Raw genomic sequence first — 18,301 nt, 5'->3', positions numbered from 1 at the left:
TAGGGAGCGGCCACTGGGGTGGCGGTCAGTCGATTCTTACCGCTCGGGAGAGCCCGGGGTTTTTCCTGCATGCCAGACGTATTGGCAGTTCTGCCAGCGCCCGCTCCGCGAGGAACAGGGCGCCGTGAAGGGAAGGGATGCGCCCCGGAGCGGCTCCGGGGCGGCGGGGTCACTTGGCGTCGACGACGCCCGTGGTGTTGCCCAGCAGGCTCTTGGTGGCCACCTGGAGGAAGGCTTCGAGGCGACGGCTCATGGTTTGTACCGCCTCCGGGTCCTCGACGCGGGTCGCGCCCTGCTCGCTGTTGAGGCGGTAGTCGTAGAGCAGCGGGTCGCCACCACGCGGCTGCACCAGGATGCGCCCGTCGGCCACCATGGCCACGGTCTGGTCGCTGCCCGAGGGCTTGATCACGCCGAAGCCCTTGTCTTCCGGCGCCAGGCTCAGCAGGTCGCGGCCCCAGCACTGGTGGCGGGTCTCGCCACCGAGGCGGCCCATGATGGTGGGCACCACGTCCACCTGGGTGCCGACCACGTCGGTACGCGCGCCGAACTTCTCCTGGAGGCCGGGGGCGATCAGCAGCAGCGGCACGTTGAAGCGGTACAGGTCGATGTCGGTGAGCTGCTCGGGGGTGCCGAAGCCGTGGTCGCCGACTATCACGAACAGGGTGTCCTTGTAGTACGGCGATTGCTTGGCCTTCTCGAAGAACTGCCCCAGCGCCCAGTCGGAATAACGCATGGCGGTGAGGTGCTGGTCCAGCGAGCCGAAGCCGGTCACCGGCTCCACCGGCAACTGCTCGGGCAGCGCATAGGGGGTGTGGTTGGAGAGGGTCTGCAACAGCGCATAGAAAGGCTTGCTGCCGTAGTTGTCCTTCAGCTCCTGGGCGGCGCGGTCGAACATGTCCTGGTCGGAAACGCCCCAGGTCGGGTCGGACACCACCGGGTTCACGAAGTCATTGCGGCCAACGAAATTGCGCATGCCCTGGTTGCCGAAGAAGCCCAGCTGGTTGTCCCAGCCGAAATCGCCGTTGTAGACGTACAGGTCGTCGTATTGGCGGGCACTGAGCAATTGCGGCAGGCCGGAGAACTTGTGGGTGCCCTCCTGCTGCTCCATCAGGTACTCGAAGCCCGGCAGGTTGGGGAAGCAGGCCATGGTGGCGAACATGCCCTGGTGGGTGTGGGTGCCATTGGAGAAGAAGCGGGTGAACAGCAGCCCCTCCTTGCTCAGGCGGTCGAAGTTGGGGGTGATGTCGCCCTTGCCGCCGAGGGCGCCGACGTAGTGTCCGGCCAGGCTCTCCATAAGGATGACCACCACGTTGCGCACCGGCAGGCTGCCATCGGCATTGGGCGTGAGCAGGCGGCGCACGGCGGCGCTGCCCTCGTCTACCAGTTGGTCCTGCGGGGTCAGCAGCATGTCGCGGACCACGTCCTGGGCCTCGCCTTCCGGCAGGCTGGCCTTCCACTGGTTGTCACGGGTTTCGGAGAAGCGCGCCTGGGCGGCGTTCATCAGCATCAGCGTGCCGTTGAGGCCGAGCTGGTTGGCGAAGGCCGAGTCGGTGGTGTTGGCGTCACCCCAGCGCAGCGGCGGGCCCTGGCGCAGGGTGCCACGGGCGGCGACCACGGCGAGTACCAGCACCAGGCCGAAGACCCCGGCGCGCAGGTACCAGGGGGCGATGGCGGCGCGGCCGCTGCCCTCGCCCGCCAGCGCCTCGCCACGGGGGCGATGCACACGGCTCAGCCACTGGAACAGCTTGAACAGCAGCCAGGTGGCGATGGCCCAGGCCAGCAGGTAGCGCACCACCGGGAAGCCGTACCAGAGCATGCTCAGTACTGTTTTCGGGTCCTGGCTCATGTACTGGAACACCAGGCTGTTCAGGCGCTGGTGGAATTCACGGTAGAAATCCAGCTCCAGCAGGCCGAAGAACAGGGTGACGCTGGCGAAGCCGGTCAGCCACACCAGGTGCAGGCGGCGCGCGGCCATGGCACCGGCGAAGGGAATGGACAGTAGCAACGGCGCCAGGGCGTAGATGGTCAGGCGCAGGTCGAAGCGGAAGCCGTTGAAGAAGGCCTCGACGAAGGTGGCGGCCGGGGTGGCGCCGATCAACTCGCGGTTGTAGACCAGCAAGGCCCCCCGCAGCAGGGTGTACATCACCAGGAACACCAGGCCACACGACAGGGTGAAGGCCAGGTGGCTGCCCAGGGTCGGGCGGTAGGCGCCCAGCGGGTTGCGGGTTCTACTCATGTCTCGGAGTCCATCCAATTGGAAAGGAAATGCGAACTGCCGGGCACCCGTAACGGGATGCCGGAGAGGCGCGATGATAGTGCTTAGGTGACGCAAAGGGGAAAGGTTCAGCTGTAACCGGTTTTTCCATCACCCGTCCTTGCGCAGGACGTAGGTGCGCACCATCGCCCAGCCGGGCAGGAAGTCCTGGTGCGAGAGGATCTGCAGGCCCAGTTGGCGGAACTCGTCCTCCAGCACGTCGCGGCGCAACGGCGGCACGCTGGCACCCTCGCCTCGGTGGCGCCGCCAGTGCCAGGCCTCCAGGTTGCCGTCCACCGGCAGCGAGAGGATCAGCGTGTCGCGGGTCACCCGGCGTAGCTCGCGCAGGGCCATCAGGCGTTGCTCGGGGCTCAGGCGGCTCAGCGACTGCAGGCAGAGGATGCTGTCCACTGCATTCTCCGGCAGCTGGATGGCCAGCACCGAGGTCTGGAAGCCGCGCACGCGCTCCACCAGGGGGCCGCTGCAGGCGGCCAGGGCACGCTCGAGCACGTCCCGCGAGGGGTCGGCGGCGAGGATGAAGCGGTTCGGGTGCTCGGCCAGCAGCGCCCAGGAGCGCCCCAGGCCGCACGGCAGGTCGAGCACCAGGTTGGGCTCGCCGGCGGCCTTGAGGGCACGCCGGGCGATCTGCCGCTGGCGCCAGCGCCCGAACCAGGGGGATAGAGGCATCAGGACGCCGACCTCCGGCAGGGTGCGAAGAGGTCCAGGTCGCGCTGGTATTCGCCGGTCTCGATCTGCAGCAGGCCGAGCATGGAGTGGAACAGGTTGTCCTGGCTCACCGGCTTGTCGCGCTGGCTGCCGAGGCAGGCGTTGTCCAGGCCGAAGTCCTTCTGGTAGCCCTCGGAGAACCAGGTCAGCAGGCCCACGTGCTTCTGCTCGTCCGGCGCCATCGCGTAGGGCGTGCCGTGCAGGTAGAGGTTGTATTCGCCGAGGGATTCGCCGTGGTCGGAGAGGTAGATCATCGCCGTGTCGACACGGTCCTGGTTCTTGCGCAGCAGGTCGATCAGGCTCGACAGCAGGTAGTCGGTGTAGACCAGGGTGTTGTCGTAGGCATTGATGATGCTCTCCCGCGAGCAGTCGCTCAGCGTCGCGCTGCGGCACACCGGGGTGAAGCGCTCGAAGGCCGCCGGGTAGCGCTTGTAGTAGGCCGGGCCGTGGCTGCCCATCTGGTGCAGCACCAGCACGCTGTCATCCTTGAGGGTGTCGATGTAGCCCTGCAGCCCATCGAGGAGGATGGCGTCGTGGCATTCACCGCCGGCGCACAGGCTGGGGTCCCTGGCGTTGCCCATGTCCTCGAAGGCCACGCGGTCGCAGGTGCCCTTGCAGCCGGACTGGTTGTCGCGCCAGCGCACCGCCAGGCCGGCGTGCTTGAGCACGTCCAGCAGCCCTTCCTGGGATTTAGCGCGGGCGTAGCTGTAATCGCTGCGGGTCATGTTGGAGAACATGCAGGGCACCGACACGGCGGTTTCGGTGCCGCAGGAGCGCATCTGGGTGAAGGCGGTCAGGCCCTGCTGCTTCGCCAGCAGCGGCGCGGTGTCGCGGCCGTAGCCCAGCAGCCCGAGATTGGCGGCACGGGCGCTCTCCCCCACCACCAGCACCGTCAGCGACTTGCGCGCATGGCCCTGCCAGGCGGGCGCACGGCGGGCATCGGTGCCGATGGCGCGCAGGGGCTCGTCCGCCGTGGCGAAGTGAGTACGCAGGTAGCTGAACGACGCGCCCAGGTAGTTGCTCGGCACCACCATCAGGCGCAGCTCGTGGTGATTGCGGAACAGCGAGGCCAGCGCCTGGTAGTTGCCCAGGGCGATGGCGCCCAGGGCCACCAGGCAGGCCACCGTCACCAGCAGCTTGCTCAGCAGCTCGCGCAGCAGCGGGCGATGGCCGATCTGCAGGTGCCACAGCAAGCCGGCCGGTAGCACACCGAACAGCACCAAGAAACCGGCGAACTTCAGGGTCAGCAGGTCGCGCACCTCGCTGACGTTGGTCTCGGCGACATTGCGCAGCATCTCGATGTCCACCACCACGCCGTACTGGGTCATGAAATACAACACCCCGGCGCTGCCCAGCAGCACCAGCGTCAGCAGCGGCTTGAACACCCAGCGGAAGGAAAACAGCGTCAGCACCAGGTTGAAGATCAGCACCACCAGCACGCCGAAGACCACGCGCAGCCAGGGGTCGGGCACGATCTGCGCGACATGGCGCCACAGCGGCAGGTTGTAGAAAAGCAGCAGTGCGACGCTGACCAGCAGGGTCAGGGCTTCGGGGCGCAACCGGAGGTTCTTCAGCATGGACGGGGCTCGACCGGCCCTGCAGGGGTTGCAGGAGACGGCTCGCAGCCTAGGTAGGGGGCAGTCAAGAATTCGTGAAAAAAACCTCGTGGAAACGTCGCCGCCAGAGCCCAGGGGCCGCGACGGCCAGCAGCGGCGATTGCCAGCTTTCAGGGCGCGAATATAGAATGAGATCAATTCTTATCTACATCCAGGGCGGGCCGCCCTGACGGACGCAGTAGCCCATGTCGGCAGCCGATCAGCCCCTCAACCGCCAGATCCACACCCTCTACAACGACCACCACGGCTGGCTCCACGCCTGGCTCAGCCGGCGCCTGGGCAACGCCTGGGATGCGGCGGACCTGGCCCACGACACCTTCCTGCGCCTGCTGGGCCGCCGGGGCGGGCGAGATTTCGGCAACGAACCCCGGGCCCTGCTCACCCATATCGCCAAGGGCCTGGTGATCGACCGCTGGCGGCGCCAGGACATCGAGCAGGCCTACCTGGAAAGCATCGCCCACCTGCCCGAGCCCGAAGCACCCTCCCCCGAGACCCGGCTGCTGATCCTGGAAACCCTGTGCCGCATCGAGGCGCTGCTCGCCGACATGCCCGAGAAGACCCGCCAGACCTTCCTCCTGTCCCAGCTCGAAGGCCTGGGCTACGCCGAGATCGCCACGCGCCTGGGCGTGTCCCTGGCCAGCGTCAAGCGCTACATGCGCGACGCCTTCCTCGCCTGCCTGAGCGCAGCCTGATGAACCGCGTCGACCCGCAGATCCTCGGCGAGGCCGCCGACTGGCTGGTGCACCTGCACTCTGGCAGTGCCACCGAGGACGACCACCGCGCCATCCAGTTGTGGCGCAACCGCAGCCCGCAGCATGCCCAGGCCTGGGCCCGAGCCGAGAGCATCCTCGGTGACTTCCGCAACCTGCCCGGCAGCCTGGCGCTGCAGACCCTGGACAACGCCAAGCGCAAGGGCATCGGTCGCCGCCAGGCCATCGCCCGCCTGGGCATGCTGCTGCTCGCCGCGCCGGTCGCCTGGACGGCCTGGCGCCAGCTGCCCTGGCAGGACTGGAGCGCCGACCTGCGCACCGCCACCGGTGAACAGAAGGACCTGCACCTGCCCGATGGCACCCGCCTGCAACTCAATACCGCCAGTGCCCTGGACGTCGCCTTCGACACCACCCGCCGGCGCCTGCGGCTGTTCAGCGGCGAGGTGCTGATCACCACCGCCAAGGACCCGTCCCCCACGCCGCGTCCGTTCCTGGTGGAAACGCCCCAGGGCATCGCCCAGGCGCTGGGCACCCGCTTCAGCCTGCGCCTCGACGGCGAGCGTTGCCGGGTCGCGGTGATGGAAGGCGCGGTACGCGTCAGCAACAGCGGGCGCAGCGACTCGCAGGTGATCGAGGCGGGCCGACAAGCCGCCTTCGACCGCGACCGCGTGCTGCCCAGCACCGCCCTGGACCCGGCCGCCACCGCCTGGGAAACCGGCATGCTGCTGGCCCAGGACATGCGCCTGGCCGACCTGGTGGATGAACTCGGCCGCTACCGCCCCGGCGTGTTGCGCTGCCACCCGCGCATTGCCGACATCCGCGTCTCCGGCGCCTTCCCGCTGCGCGACACCGATGCCAGCCTGCGCCTGCTGCAAGACACCCTGCCCATCGCCCTCAGCAGCCTGACCCGCTACTGGGTGACCCTGGAGCCGGCTGCATCCGCCTGACCCCGCCAGACAGGCGCCAACCCCCACGGACGCAACGCCCTGCGACAGGACCGCAGGCCGCTTCACCTCACGGATCGAAACCCCAGGGAAACGGGGCCCCACGGCCTCGCGGAATTATTTTCGCGGTGCCCTGACACCTTTTTCGATTTCGTCCGGTGTGTTGGATGAACCCCTTTCATCCAAGCGTCGACAGGAAAGCAGCATGACTTCGTGGTCGCCCCAGCAGCGTCGCTCCGCCACCCAACCGGCTCCGGCCCGTATTCCGTTGCACGCCCTGAGCCTGGCCATCGGCCTCGCCCTGTGCGCCGCACCGTTCGCCCAGCCGGCCCTGGCCGAGGACGCCACGCAACAAGCCGCCGCGCGCCAGTACGCCATCGCCCCCGGGCCGCTGGGCCATGTGCTGGCCCGTTTCGCCGCCCAGGCCGGCGTGCCGCTGTCCTTCCAGCAAGGCCTGCTCGATGACCAGCAAAGCCCCGGCCTGCAAGGCAGCTACAGCGTGCAGGACGGCTTCGCCACCCTGCTGGCCGGCAGTGGCTACCAGTTGGCCAGCAGCGGCAACGGCTACACCCTGGTGCCGGTCGCCACCAGTTCGGGCCTGGAGCTGGGCGCCACCACCATCAACGACAGCGCGCTGCGGGGTGACGGCCTGCCGGAAAGCTACGCTGGCGGCCAGGTCGCGCGTGGCGCGCGCATCGGCATGCTGGGCAACCAGGACATGCAGGACGTGCCCTTCAGCTTCTCCAGCTACACCCGCGAGCTGATCGAGAACCGCCAGGCGCAGAACATCGGCGACGTGCTGCGCAGCGACCCGGCGGTGCGCCAGTCCTACGGCTTCGGCAACTTCTCCCAGGTGTTCGTGATCCGCGGCTTCGCCCTGTTCAGCGACGACATTTCCTTCAACGGCCTGTACGGCGTGCTGCCCCGGCAGATCATCGCCACCGAGTCGGTGGAGCGCGTGGAAGTGTTCAAGGGCCCCAGCGCCTTCCTCAACGGCGTGTCCCCGGGTGGCAGCGGCATCGGCGGCAATATCAACGTGGTGCCCAAGCGCGCCGAGGACGCGCCCACCCGCCGCCTGACCCTGGATTACGCCAGTGACGACCGCGTCGGCGGCCACTTCGACTTCGGCCAGCGCTTCGGCGAGGACAACCGCTTCGGCGTGCGGGTCAACATGGCCAAGCGTGACGGCGAGACGGCGGTGGACGACGAGCATCAGCACTTCAGCCTGTTCAGCGTCGGCCTCGACTACCGGGGCGACCGCCTGCGCCTGTCCGGCGACTTCGGCTACCAGAAGCAGCGCATCAACGACGGCCGCTCGGTGGTCTACCTGGTCACACCGCCGACCTCGAACCTGACGAAAGTCCCCAAGGTGCCGGATGCCAACCACAGCTACTCCCAGCCCTGGGCCTGGTCGCAGCTGGAGGATACCTACGGCATGCTCAACGCCGAGTACGACCTCAACGACAGTTGGAGCAGCTACCTGGCGGTTGGCAGCAAGTACACCCGCGAGAACGGCGTGTATTCCTCCCTTTATGTCAGCGCACCGGATGGCACCGGGCGTGTCGGTCGCCTGTACGCACCGCGTGATGAGGAAAGCAACAGCGTCAGCAGCGGCCTGCGCGGCCATTTCGACACCGGCGCGGTGAGCCACCAGGTGAACCTCGGGCTGTCCGGCAACTGGCGGGAATACCGCAGCGCCAACCAGTCCACCAGCGCCGGGAATCGCCTGCCAGGGAATCTCTACGACCCCTTCCCCAGCCCGGAGCCGACGCCGACTCGTAACGGCGACCTTCATCACCCCGGCAAAACGGGCTCCAGCAAGGCGCGCAGCGTGGCGGTCTCCGACACCCTGGGCTTCTTCGATGACCGCACCCTGCTGACCCTGGGCATCCGCCGCCAGTCGATCGCTACTGATGGCTGGTCCACCGCAGGTGTGCGCACGTCCGACTACGACGACTCGATCACCACCCCCGTCTACGGCCTGGTGGTCAAGGCCACCGACTCGATCTCCCTCTACGCCAACCGTATCGAGGGCCTGGCCCCGGGTCCGATTGCGCCGGCGGCGTCCTTGAATCCCGCCGGCCAGATGTTCGCGCCCTACCGCACCAAGCAGATCGAAGCCGGCATCAAGCTCGACCAAGGCTCCTTCGGCGCACAGCTCGGCATCTATCGCATCGAGCAGCCCCAGGGGCTCATCGGCGGAGACGGTTACTACCGGGTGGACGCCCAGCAACGTAACCGGGGCATCGAGTTCAGCGTCTTCGGCGAGCCGCTCACGGGCCTGCGCCTGCTGGCTGGTGGCACGCTGATGGACACCGAACTGTCGGGAACCGCCGGGGGTGCCAACGACGGCAACGGCGCCGTCGGCGTGCCGGAGTTCCAGTACAACCTCAGCGCCGATTGGGATGTGCCCGGTGTGAATGGGCTGGCAGTCAACGCCCTGCTGCAACGCACCGGCGGCCAGTACTACGACTCGGCTAACACCCTGAGCATCCCCGCCTGGACCCGTGTGGACCTGGGTGCGCGCTACGCCTTCAAGCTGGACGAACGCGACATCACCCTGCGCGCCGGGCTGGAGAACGTGGCCAACGAGGACTACTGGGAATCCGCCTACGGCGGCTACCTGACCCAGGGCGCGCCACGCACCCTCAAGGTCTCGGCCACCCTCGACTTCTAGGTCGACACGACCGGCGGCTGAACCGGGTCATCCACTCCTTGTCAGAAGGTCAGCACGATCACTGACAAGGAGTTCCCGACGTGGCCCTCATCGACTGCCCCGAATGCAACCGCGCCATCTCCGACCAGGCCCCCAGCTGCCCGCAATGCGGCTACCCGATGAAGGGCGGCGCCAACCCGCGCCTGCTCTCGGAGAAGAACATCGGCCAGGTGGCCGGCGTCGCAGGCGTCTGGCTCGCCGCGCCCTGGCTGGCCCGTACCCTGGTCGCCGTGACGCTCATCATCGCCGGCACCCTTGCCTACATCTATCGCTAACCGGAAAGCGGCACGCCCCCTTGTAGGGTGTGCCGCGCAGCACACCCTACGCCGGGCTGCGACTGGATGCGCGCCGCGGATGACGCTTTCCGTAGGATGGCGTAGAGCGAAGCGAAACCCATGCGGTGGGTGCACAAGGACGTCCATCAATGTCATTCGCCCACTCGCCCCCGGGCTGAAGCCCGGGCTACAGGTCGGTATCGATTCCGGCTGCTTCGAGCATTCGCTGGTAATACCCGGCGAGCTGCCCGCTGGCATCCCAGGCATCGGCGCGGCATTCCTCCAGGGCGATATGGCTGCCGGCGCGGCAGCGGGTGTCCAGGCCGCACTCGCGATAGAAGGTGTTGACCACCTCCACCATGGCCTCGCGCTGGTTACCCATGAGGATGGCGCCGTGGGCCAGCACCACGTGGCGGCCGTCGCGTTGCCGGCGGCGCCAGCGCTGGGCGGTGCCTACCAGCTTGCGGCCCTGCAGGTTGACGTTGAAGCGGCCATCGCAGAAGGCGCCCTCCACCTCGCCCAGCCCAGGTTCCAGGTCCAATCCGCTGAGCCAGTCGCACAGGGGCTGGCACAGCCGCCTATAGGCGGTCTCGATGCGCGTCAGTTCGTTTTCTTCCCGAGGCACCGCATAGGCCAGGGCGACGTTGAGCACCGCCGATGATTGCGGCACCGGCTCGCCCCCGGTGTCGCGCAGGGCGATGGGCCAGCCTTGCTCCAGGCAGGCCTGCCGGGCGCTCTCGTAGGCTGGCAGGCGGCTCATGCGCCGGGGCATCACCAGCGCCGCATGCAGGGGGCGCCACAACAATAGGCCGCTGTCGCGCTGCCCGTCGTAGACCTGATCCAGCAGTTGCCGTTCCGCGTCCAGCCCCGCACCCACCGTGTGTCGCTGCATGCTTTCACCACCGCCTCGAATACCTGGAGGGTGCCGATGCTACGCCGGCCCCCGATCCTTGCCCAGACGGCGGTCGGCGCCCTTGATGCAAATAAATTGCTGAAAACGAGCAATATTATTCATTGGCGACATAGATGATACCGCCCGTAGGATGCCCACCATCTGGCCGCCCGGCCACGCCGGCTGCGGTAACGATCGCACCCCCCTTGCTCCTGTTCCATGTCCAAGGATGGCACCCCTCCCGCGCACGCAGTGGGACTCCTGCAGGGCCCTCAAGGGGCCCTTTTTTATCGCCCCGAACGACTGAAAAGCGAACGAGACCCCGATGCACGAGAACCCGGACGCCCTCTGGCAGCGCTGGCGCAAACGCCTGTCCCCCGCCCCACGTACCGCTCACCCCGGGGAATGGCTGCGTGCCGCACTGGGCGCCTGCCTGGGCCTAGCGCTGTGCTGCATCGCCTGCGGCCATGTGTTCGGCACCGAGATCGCCCTGCGCCTGGCCGGCCCGCTCGGCGCCAGCTCGCTGCTGGTGTTCGCCGTGGCCTCCAGTCCACTGGCCCAACCCTGGTCGGTGGTGATGGGCAACCTGGTGGCGGCCCTGGTGGGCACGGCGGCGGGCCTGTGGATCGACCATTCCATACTGGCTGCCACACTGGGCCTGGCCCTGACCGTGCTGGCCATGTACGCCCTGCGCTGCCTGCACCCGCCGGGCACCGCGCTCGCCGTATCGGTGGCCCTGGGCGGCCCCGCGTTCGAGGCCCAGGGCTTTGCCGTCGCCTGGCCGGTGCTGCTCGGCTCCGCCCTGCTGGTGGCGGTCGCCCTGGCCTATAACCGCGTCACCCGCAGCGCCCTGAGCACCGCCCCGAGCCAGGCCCGCAGCGGCCAGCACCTGACCGCCGACCCGCTGCCCAGCGAGCGCGGCGTGTTCTCCGATGAAGACCTGGACCAGGCCCTGGAAGAGTTCGGCGAGTTCGTCGACATCACCCGCGACGACCTGGAACGCCTGCTGCGCCAGACCGAGCGCAACGCCCTGCGCCGCAGCGTGGGCCAGGTGACGGCGGAGCAGATCATGTCCCGCGACCTGCTCACCGCCACCCCGCAGACCACCCGCGAGCAAGCCTGGAAGCTGTTCGAGAAGCACCACATCAAGGCCCTGCCCGTGCTCGACGAACAGAAGCAGCTGGTGGGCATCGTCACCCCCGGCGACCTGTTCCGCCACGCCCAGGAAGACACCCCCGGCTCGCTGTTCGGTCGCCTGCGCCACCGCCCGGCGCCACGCCTGGGCGAGCTGATGACCCGCTCGGTGCGCTGCGTGAAGCGCGATACCGATATCGGCGTGCTGGTCTCGATGCTCTCCGACCAGGGCCTGCACTGCCTGCCGGTGCTGGGGGATGACGACACGCTGGTGGGCCTGGTGACCCAGAGCGACCTGATCGGCGGGCTCTACCGCTATTGGCTCAAGGACCTGACCGCCCGTGCTCCGGCCCCAACGCTGAAAGTCGCCAGCTGACGCCACGTAGCCTGGGCTTCAGCCCGGGAAGGCCCCGCACCGGGCTCAGAGCGTGGCTTCCCAGCGCTGCGACCAGTCGATGTCCTCGCCCACCACATCGCGCAGCACGGCGATGGCCTGCTGCAGCAGCGGCGAATCCTTGTCGCGGGAATAGACCAGGTAGGTCGGGTAGGTGAATTCCGGCGCGCGCTCCACGCGCTCCAGCTGGCCGCTGTCCAGGTAGCTCTGCACCACGCGGGTACGGAAGTAGCCCGAACCGCCGTGCTGGAGGATGAACTGCAGCGCCAGCGGTCCGAGGTTCACCGTGACCGCAGCGCGGGCCTTGTCCGGCAGCGCGGCGTCGTGCTGCTGGCGGAAGGTCGGGCCCCAGTCCACCTGCACATAGGGCTCGGGGTTGGTGGTGGAGCGGATCAGGATGAGTTTTTCCTCCAGCAGCTGCTCCACCTGCATGCCCGGCCAGTACTCCGGCTGGTAGACCAGTGCGGCATCCAGCAGGCCCAGCTCCAGCTGCTTCTGCAACTGCTGCCCGGGCGCGACCTCGACGCGCACCGCATGGGAGGGGATGCGTTCGCGCAGGCGGCTCATCCAGCCCAGCAGCAAGGGGTTGCTCAGGCTCTGTTCGCCGCCAATGGCGAGCAGGTCGCGGTAGCCCTTGGGCAGCGGCAGGTCACGTCGCGCGGCTTCCCAGGTCTGCACCAGTTGCGTGGCGTGGCCGACGAACACCTCGCCTTCGGCCGTCAGCCTCGCACCGGCGCGGTTGCGCACGAAGAGCTTGCAGCCCAACTGGTTCTCCAGGTTCTGCACCCGAGCGGTGATCGCCGTCTGCGTCACGTGCAGGCGCTCGGCGGCAGCGACGAAGCTGCCGCTACGAACGATTTCGAGGAAGGTGCGCGCCAGGTCGATATCCAAGGTACTGACTCGTTGATAAAGAGGGAGATTTTAGCAAGAGCCACCCAACGATTATCAGGTCGGAACCCGCCGAACGGACACGGAGGCAAACTCCTCGGAACTAGCCTGCTGACGGGGCGACTATTCCTACAACCCGCATCGCTGCCGGACTCCATTCCGCCTAGAAAGCCCTCGTTATCATTGCGCTCGCTCTGCTGAAGTGCGATCCAGCTCTCATTCTCGAGGCTGCACCGTCACTCAGCTCTGGTTCCGACTCTTGAAGTCAACCTTTAATCCGGCGCGTGGAGCCAGGCGCCATCAAGGAGAGATAAATGAAGAAGTTCCTCACCACCAGCGCGGCACTGGTCGGTTTTGGCCTGAGCAGCCTGGCTCTGGCAGTCGACGGCACCATCACCATCAAGGGCGAGGTCTCCAGCAAAACCTGCAGCATCAACAGCTCCACGGTGAACCAGACCGTACAGTTGCCGGTGGTTTCCCAGAGCAGCCTCGCAGCTGGTGAGAACGCCGGCTTCAAGCCTTTCGGGATCATGCTCTCCAGTTGCACCGACGGCTCCAAGGTAAAGGCGAACTTCGAGGTCGGCCCGAACGTCAACCCAGCCAACGGCGCCCTGAAGAACGAGCTCAGCGGCGCCGACGCCTCCAACGTCGCCGTACAGCTGTTCAACAAGGACCAGCAACCCATCAACCTACTCAACGGCACCAACAACCTCGAAGAGATCAGCGATGCAGGCGGCAACGCCTTACTGGGTTTCTTCGCGGCCTACCTGGCTCCGACCGGTGAAGGCGTGAAGCCGGGCCAGGTCAGCACCAGCGTCACCTACACCATGAGCTACGAGTAACACCCCCGACTCGCCCGGCACTGCCGGGCGAGTCATTCATGCGACACCCCGCCCCAACCTCCTCGTTATTCCAACCTCCCCACACCTTCACCGAGCTGCCGGACGAGCCGTCATGCCTCCTCGGGCACCTCGAAGCGCACCGCCTTGGCCCCGTAGCGCCAGATCGCCTCACCCAGCAGGCGCGCGCTGCAGGAGTCGCCGTCCAGGGCCGCCTGCGCCGCATCGGCCGAGGCCCAGCGGCTTCGCTGGATCAGCCAGCGGCCATCGGCGCTCGTCTCCAGGCTGGTGGACAGCAGCCCCACCTGGGCTTTCAGGCAGGCGGCCAGGCGCACACCCAGGTCCTCCACCAGCGCCGGCAGGCAGGCCGGGTCGGCCGCGAAATGAATGGATGAAACGACGCCCTGCAACTGCTCGTTGGTCATGCCGAGACTCCTTCTACCGTTGTGCAATGCTGGCGGCGAGGGTAAAACCTCAACTTAACTTGAGGTCAATAGCGGAGGACGAGAATGCCAAAAGTGACGGCGAGCAACATCGGCAAGGCGCTGACGGTGGGCCAGGTGGCCGAGCGCAGCGGGGTGGCGGTCTCCACCCTGCACTTCTACGAAGCCAAGGGCCTGATCAGCAGCACCCGCAATGCCGGCAACCAGCGCCGCTATCCACGGGAGGTGCTGCGGCGGGTGGCGGTGATCAAGGTGGCCCAGCGCCTGGGCATCCCCCTGGCGTCCATCCACGCGGCGCTGATGACCCTGCCGGAAGGTCGCACGCCCACCGCCGCCGACTGGCATGCGCTCTCGGCGCGCTGGAAGGCGGAGCTGGACGAACGCATCCGTCGCCTCACCCAGTTGCGCGACCAACTCGACGGCTGCATCGGCTGCGGCTGCCTGACCATGGAGGTCTGCCCCCTACGCAACCCCGGTGATGAACTCTCCGACCTGGGCAGTGGGCCGGTGCTGCTGGACACGGGCGACGCCGTCGAGTGACCGATTATCGAACGAAATAACCCAAGGCAAACCCACCGCCCGCCCGCCATCGATTGATTAAATTAACCAGTTAGTACATTTTTCATTGCAACGCTCCCCGTGCATTCGGGAGGGTTCATAACAATGGAGAAATGTCCGCGATGTCCCCCACCCTGCTGGTCCTCAACGGCCCCAACCTGAACATGCTCGGCACCCGCGAGCCCGCCAACTACGGCCACGAAACCCTCGCCGATATCGAGCGGCTGTGCTGCGAAACGGGCGCTGCGCTGGGCCTTGAGGTCGAATGCCGCCAGACCAACCACGAAGGCCAGCTGATCGACTGGATCCACCAGGCGCGCGGCCGCTGCGCCGGCATCCTGATCAATCCCGGTGCCTGGACCCACACCTCGGTCGCCATCCGCGACGCCCTGGTGGCCAGCGAGCTGCCGGTGGTCGAGGTGCACCTCTCCAACGTTCACAAGCGCGAGGAATTCCGCCAGCACTCCTTCATCTCCGCCATCGCCGTCGGGGTCATCTGCGGCCTGGGCAGCGACGGCTACCGCGCCGGCGTGCAGCATTTCGCCAAGCGGCTCGCGGGGTGAGGCCATGACTGCACATGCAAGCGTTCTCGCCGGCCTGATCGGCTCCGGCATCCAGGCCTCGCGCACCCCTGCCCTGCACGAGCACGAAGGCGATGCCCAAGGCCTGCGCTACCTCTACCGGCTGATCGACCTCGACCCGCTCCAGCTCGATGTCAGCGCCCTGCCCCAACTGCTGGAAGCCGCCGAGCGCACCGGCTTCACCGGGCTCAACATCACCTTCCCCTGCAAGCAGGCGATCATCCCGCTGCTCGACGAACTCTCCCCCGAGGCGCGCGGCATCGGCGCGGTGAACACCGTGGTGCTGCGGGGTGGCCGGCGCGTCGGCCACAACACCGACTGCCTGGGCTTCGCCGAAGGCTTCCGCCGTGGCCTGGGCGACGTCGCCCGTGAGCGCGTGGTGCAGATGGGGGCCGGTGGCGCCGGCGCTGCGGTGGCCCATGCGCTGCTAGCCGAAGGCGTCGGCCAGTTGTGGATATTCGATGTCGATGTCGGGCGCGCCCAGAGTCTGGCAGACAACCTCAACCAGCACTTCGGCGCCGGCCGTGCCCACGCGGGCAAGGACCTGCCCGGCGCCCTGGCGACGGCGGACGGCCTGGTCAACACCACGCCCATGGGCATGGCCAAGCTGCCCGGCACACCGGTACCGGCCGAGTTGCTACGGCCCGCCCTGTGGGTGGCCGAGATCGTCTACTTCCCCCTGGAAACCCAGCTGCTCAAGGACGCACGCGCCCTCGGCTGCCGCACCCTGGACGGCGGCACCATGGCGGTGTTCCAGGCGGTGAAGGCCTTCGAGCTGTTCAGTGGCGCCGAGGCGGACGCCCAGCGCATGCTCGAACACTTCCGCAGCCTCGGCGCCTGATCAGGGCTGCAGGTCGAACAGTGCCTGGCCACTCTCCATGTCGAAGGGCGCGGAGAAGTGGTCATGGACGATGCGCCACTTACCGCCGCTGCGCTGGTAGCCGCAGCTGACGCGCATGTAGCCCTGCTGTCCGACCCCTTCGGCGTTGGTGCCGCCGCACAGGCAGAGGAAGTGGGCGAAGCCGACATCGCCACTGGCGCGGATCTTCACGTGCTGCGGGTCGAAGATCGAATGGCCCTGGCACATCTCCATGCAGTAGGCCCAATGCGCGCCATAGGCCTCGCGGCCGACGAACTGCAACTGGAGGATGGCGTCATAGGCCACCACCTCCTCGGCATAGAAACCGACGATGCGCTTCACGTCCTTGCTGCGTACCGCCTCGGCCCAATCGGCCAGCAGGGCCTGGATCTCGGCGACGGCCTGTTCATTGCTGCTCATGCTGTTTCTCCTTCGTGGTCCAACCCTGAAAAAACCTAGCCCGGGCTTCAGCCCGGGCCATCCACATCACTGCCCCAGTTCCGCCAGGCGCCGTTCGATGAAGCGCCGCTCGGTGTCCTGGCGGGTCAGCCCCAGCGCCACCCGGTAGGCCGCGCGGGCCTCGTCGCGGCGGCCGAGGCGGCGGTAGAGATCGGCGCGAGCCGAGTGCGCCAGCTGGTAGTCGCGCAGCTCGCCGCGCTCGAGGATGGCCTCGATCAGCACCAGCCCGGCTTCCGGCCCCTGGTGCATGGCCACCGCCACCGCGCGGTTGAGTTCGATCACCGGCGAGCCGATGCCGCGCTGCAGTACGCCATAGAGCGCGACGATCTGCGCCCAGTCGGTGGCCTCGGGCGTGGTGGCGCTGGCGTGTACGGCGGAGATCGCCGCCTGCAGCGTGTACATGCCGATGCGTCGGGATGCCAGGGCGCGCTCCACCAGGGCGCAGCCCTCGTCGATCTGCTGGCGGTTCCACAGCGCACGGTCCTGGTCCTCCAGCAGCACCAGCTCGCCATCCACGCCGGTGCGGGCCTGGAGCCGCGAATCGTGCAGCAGCATCAGCGCCAGCAGCCCCATGACTTCCGAATCCGGCAGCAGCTCCAGCAGCAGGCGCCCCAGGCGGATGGCTTCGGCCGAAAGATCGGCGCGGGTCAGCGAATCCCCGGAGGTGGCCGAGTAGCCCTCGTTGAACACCAGGTAGATGACCCGCAGCACGTTATCCAGGCGCTCCGGCAGCTCGGCCATGGCCGGCACCTGGTAGGGAATGCGCGCATCGCGGATCTTCGCCTTGGCGCGGACGATGCGCTGGGCGATGGTCGACGGCGTGGCGAGAAAGGCCCGGGCGATCTCCTCGGTCTTCAGGTCGCACACCTCGCGCAGGGTCAGCGGCACCTGGGCGTCCGCCGGCAGCGCCGGGTGGCAGCAGGTGAAGATCAGGCGCAGGCGGTCGTCTTCCACATCCTCGATCTCCTCGGGCTCGTCACGCTCCAGCTCGATGATCAACTGCGCCTGGCGCGCATCGAAACGGGCGCGCCGGCGCAAGGCGTCGATGGCCTTGAAGCGCCCCGCCGACACCAGCCAGGCACGCGGGTTGGCCGGCACGCCGTCGACCGGCCACTGCTCGACGGCGGCGATGAAGGCGTCGTGCAACGCCTCCTCCGCCAGCTCGAAATCCCCAAGCAGGCGGATCAGCGTCGCCAGCACCCGGCGTGACTCCTCGCGGTAGACCGCTTCCACCCGCTGGCGGGCCTGGGTCACCTCCATCAATCGCCCCCGGCCTTGGCCGAGCAGCAGTCGTGGCGAGGGCCAGCGCCTTCGTAGCGGTCGTGGTGGCGCACCCAGTCCATGATCTCGTCCTCGTCGCGGCCCTTGGGCAGCAGGTCGAGGAAGTTGTAGGTGCCCACCAGCATGTCCAGCCCGCGCGCATAGGTGGAATAGGTGTGGAACACCTCCCCCGACGGCAGGCGGAAGAACACACTGAGGCCGGGCATCTCCTCGCCGGGATCGCGGCTGGTGTCGTAGTTGTAGCGTGCGGTGCCGGCGGCGATGGCCTCGGGCGTGGCGCTGACGCCGAAGTCGGCGTTGAACGCGCAGCCGTGGGAGGACACCCACTTGAACGCCCAGCCCATGCGCCGCTTGAAGTCCTGGAACTCCTGCCAGGGCGCGCGGGAGACGGCCACCAGGCTGACGTCGTGGTGGGCCAGGTGCAGGTTGGCGCCGTCGAAATGGTCGGCGAGGAATGAGCAACCGTCGCAGCCCTCCTTCCACCCCGGGCCGAACATGAAGTGGTAGACCACCAGGGTGCTGCGGCCCGCGAACAGCTGCTCCAGCGTCTCCTGCCCCGTGGGGCCCTCGAAGCGGTAGGTATCGCTCACCCGCTCCCAGGGCAGGTCGCGGCGGGCGGCGCTGAGTTCGTCACGCAGGCGGTTGAAGTCCTTCTCCTTGCGCAGCAGCTCCTTGCGGGCGTCCAGCCACTGTTCGTGGCTGACCACGGTATGGGATTCGATCTTCATCGGG

At 67.7% G+C, this 18,301-nt stretch carries 18 protein-coding genes; 9 read left to right on the top strand and 9 right to left on the bottom strand.

The annotated features are described in order from the left end of the window. Window positions 1-169: 169 nt before the first annotated feature. The 3 genes from RTW82_RS20895 to RTW82_RS20885 all read right to left on the bottom strand — a co-directional run bounded on the left by RTW82_RS20895 (window position 170) and on the right by RTW82_RS20885 (window position 4,557). Entirely contained in the window at window positions 170-2,236 is a 2,067-nt protein-coding gene (locus tag RTW82_RS20895; RefSeq protein ID WP_316926333.1) for an LTA synthase family protein, read from the bottom strand. Window positions 2,237-2,365: 129 nt separating this feature from the next. Then, window positions 2,366-2,941, bottom strand: coding sequence for a class I SAM-dependent methyltransferase (locus RTW82_RS20890; RefSeq protein WP_316926332.1), 576 nt, complete (start codon window positions 2,939-2,941; stop codon window positions 2,366-2,368). Beyond that, window positions 2,941-4,557 carry a phosphoethanolamine--lipid A transferase gene (locus tag RTW82_RS20885; RefSeq protein WP_316926331.1) on the bottom strand — a complete coding sequence of 539 codons (1,617 nt, stop codon included), beginning with the start codon at window positions 4,555-4,557 and terminating at the stop codon, window positions 2,941-2,943. Before RTW82_RS20885 ends, RTW82_RS20890 begins: the two co-directional genes overlap by 1 nt. A 224-nt stretch (window positions 4,558-4,781) precedes the next feature. Here RTW82_RS20885 and RTW82_RS20880 point away from each other — a divergent pair, with 224 nt between their 5' ends. The 4 genes from RTW82_RS20880 to RTW82_RS20865 all read left to right on the top strand — a co-directional run bounded on the left by RTW82_RS20880 (window position 4,782) and on the right by RTW82_RS20865 (window position 9,241). Then, on the top strand, window positions 4,782-5,288 hold the full coding sequence (locus tag RTW82_RS20880) for a sigma-70 family RNA polymerase sigma factor (RefSeq protein ID WP_316926330.1): 507 nt from the start codon (window positions 4,782-4,784) through the stop codon (window positions 5,286-5,288). Beyond that, window positions 5,288-6,253, top strand: a complete 966-nt coding sequence (locus RTW82_RS20875; RefSeq protein ID WP_316926329.1) for a FecR family protein — start codon at window positions 5,288-5,290, stop codon at window positions 6,251-6,253. Before RTW82_RS20880 ends, RTW82_RS20875 begins: the two co-directional genes overlap by 1 nt. Before the next feature lie 202 nt (window positions 6,254-6,455). Next, a complete protein-coding gene (locus RTW82_RS20870) occupies window positions 6,456-8,927 on the top strand; it encodes a TonB-dependent receptor (RefSeq protein ID WP_316926328.1) in 2,472 nt (823 codons plus the stop codon). Window positions 8,928-9,007: 80 nt separating this feature from the next. Continuing rightward, window positions 9,008-9,241 carry a zinc-ribbon domain-containing protein gene (locus tag RTW82_RS20865; RefSeq protein WP_316926327.1) on the top strand — a complete coding sequence of 78 codons (234 nt, stop codon included), beginning with the start codon at window positions 9,008-9,010 and terminating at the stop codon, window positions 9,239-9,241. Between the two features lie 187 nt (window positions 9,242-9,428). On the opposite strand, the gene RTW82_RS20860 is transcribed toward RTW82_RS20865, so the two are convergent. Continuing rightward, window positions 9,429-10,133 carry a lipoyl protein ligase domain-containing protein gene (locus RTW82_RS20860; RefSeq protein ID WP_316926326.1) on the bottom strand — a complete coding sequence of 235 codons (705 nt, stop codon included), beginning with the start codon at window positions 10,131-10,133 and terminating at the stop codon, window positions 9,429-9,431. Window positions 10,134-10,458: 325 nt separating this feature from the next. Between RTW82_RS20860 and RTW82_RS20855 the strand changes: the two genes are divergently transcribed. Further along, on the top strand, window positions 10,459-11,643 hold the full coding sequence (locus tag RTW82_RS20855; RefSeq protein ID WP_316926325.1) for an HPP family protein: 1,185 nt from the start codon (window positions 10,459-10,461) through the stop codon (window positions 11,641-11,643). Between the two features lie 45 nt (window positions 11,644-11,688). On the opposite strand, the gene RTW82_RS20850 is transcribed toward RTW82_RS20855, so the two are convergent. Next, the gene (locus RTW82_RS20850) at window positions 11,689-12,552 is read right to left on the bottom strand and encodes a LysR family transcriptional regulator (RefSeq protein WP_316926324.1); all 864 of its coding nucleotides are present in this window, start codon (window positions 12,550-12,552) and stop codon (window positions 11,689-11,691) included. Between the two features lie 311 nt (window positions 12,553-12,863). Here RTW82_RS20850 and RTW82_RS20845 point away from each other — a divergent pair, with 311 nt between their 5' ends. Next, window positions 12,864-13,391: a fimbrial protein gene (locus RTW82_RS20845; protein ID WP_316926323.1), complete on the top strand. Its 528-nt coding sequence runs from the start codon at window positions 12,864-12,866 to the stop codon at window positions 13,389-13,391. Between the two features lie 110 nt (window positions 13,392-13,501). Here the strand turns inward: RTW82_RS20845 and RTW82_RS20840 are convergent, their stop codons facing one another. Continuing rightward, window positions 13,502-13,813, bottom strand: coding sequence for a hypothetical protein (locus tag RTW82_RS20840; protein ID WP_316926322.1), 312 nt, complete (start codon window positions 13,811-13,813; stop codon window positions 13,502-13,504). Window positions 13,814-13,897: 84 nt separating this feature from the next. On the opposite strand from RTW82_RS20840, the gene soxR reads away from it, so the two are divergent. The 3 genes from soxR to RTW82_RS20825 all read left to right on the top strand — a co-directional run bounded on the left by soxR (window position 13,898) and on the right by RTW82_RS20825 (window position 15,811). Next, entirely contained in the window at window positions 13,898-14,371 is a 474-nt protein-coding gene (gene soxR, locus RTW82_RS20835) for a redox-sensitive transcriptional activator SoxR (protein WP_021221017.1), read from the top strand. Window positions 14,372-14,511: 140 nt separating this feature from the next. After that, the gene (gene aroQ, locus RTW82_RS20830) at window positions 14,512-14,952 is read left to right on the top strand and encodes a type II 3-dehydroquinate dehydratase (protein ID WP_316926321.1); all 441 of its coding nucleotides are present in this window, start codon (window positions 14,512-14,514) and stop codon (window positions 14,950-14,952) included. Window positions 14,953-14,956: 4 nt separating this feature from the next. Further along, window positions 14,957-15,811 (top strand): shikimate dehydrogenase, encoded by an 855-nt coding sequence (locus tag RTW82_RS20825; protein ID WP_316926320.1) that lies wholly within the window; start codon window positions 14,957-14,959, stop codon window positions 15,809-15,811. Here RTW82_RS20825 and RTW82_RS20820 read toward each other — a convergent pair whose 3' ends face one another. From RTW82_RS20820 to RTW82_RS20810, 3 genes are all read right to left on the bottom strand, one after another. Beyond that, window positions 15,812-16,249: a YybH family protein gene (locus RTW82_RS20820; RefSeq protein ID WP_316926319.1), complete on the bottom strand. Its 438-nt coding sequence runs from the start codon at window positions 16,247-16,249 to the stop codon at window positions 15,812-15,814. It lies immediately after the preceding gene. A 66-nt stretch (window positions 16,250-16,315) separates the two neighbouring features. Next, entirely contained in the window at window positions 16,316-17,548 is a 1,233-nt protein-coding gene (locus tag RTW82_RS20815; RefSeq protein ID WP_316926318.1) for an RNA polymerase sigma factor, read from the bottom strand. Then, entirely contained in the window at window positions 17,548-18,297 is a 750-nt protein-coding gene (locus RTW82_RS20810; protein WP_316926317.1) for a thioredoxin family protein, read from the bottom strand. The genes RTW82_RS20815 and RTW82_RS20810 overlap by 1 nt, the downstream gene beginning before the upstream one ends. Between the last annotated feature and the right edge of the window lie 4 nt (window positions 18,298-18,301).

The sequence above is a fragment of the Pseudomonas sp. zfem005 genome (genome assembly GCF_032621735.1).
Classification (GTDB): Bacteria; Pseudomonadota; Gammaproteobacteria; order Pseudomonadales; family Pseudomonadaceae; genus Metapseudomonas; species Metapseudomonas solani.
Note: the sequence above shows the minus strand (reverse complement) of the source record. Positions and strands in the feature narration are given on the sequence as shown.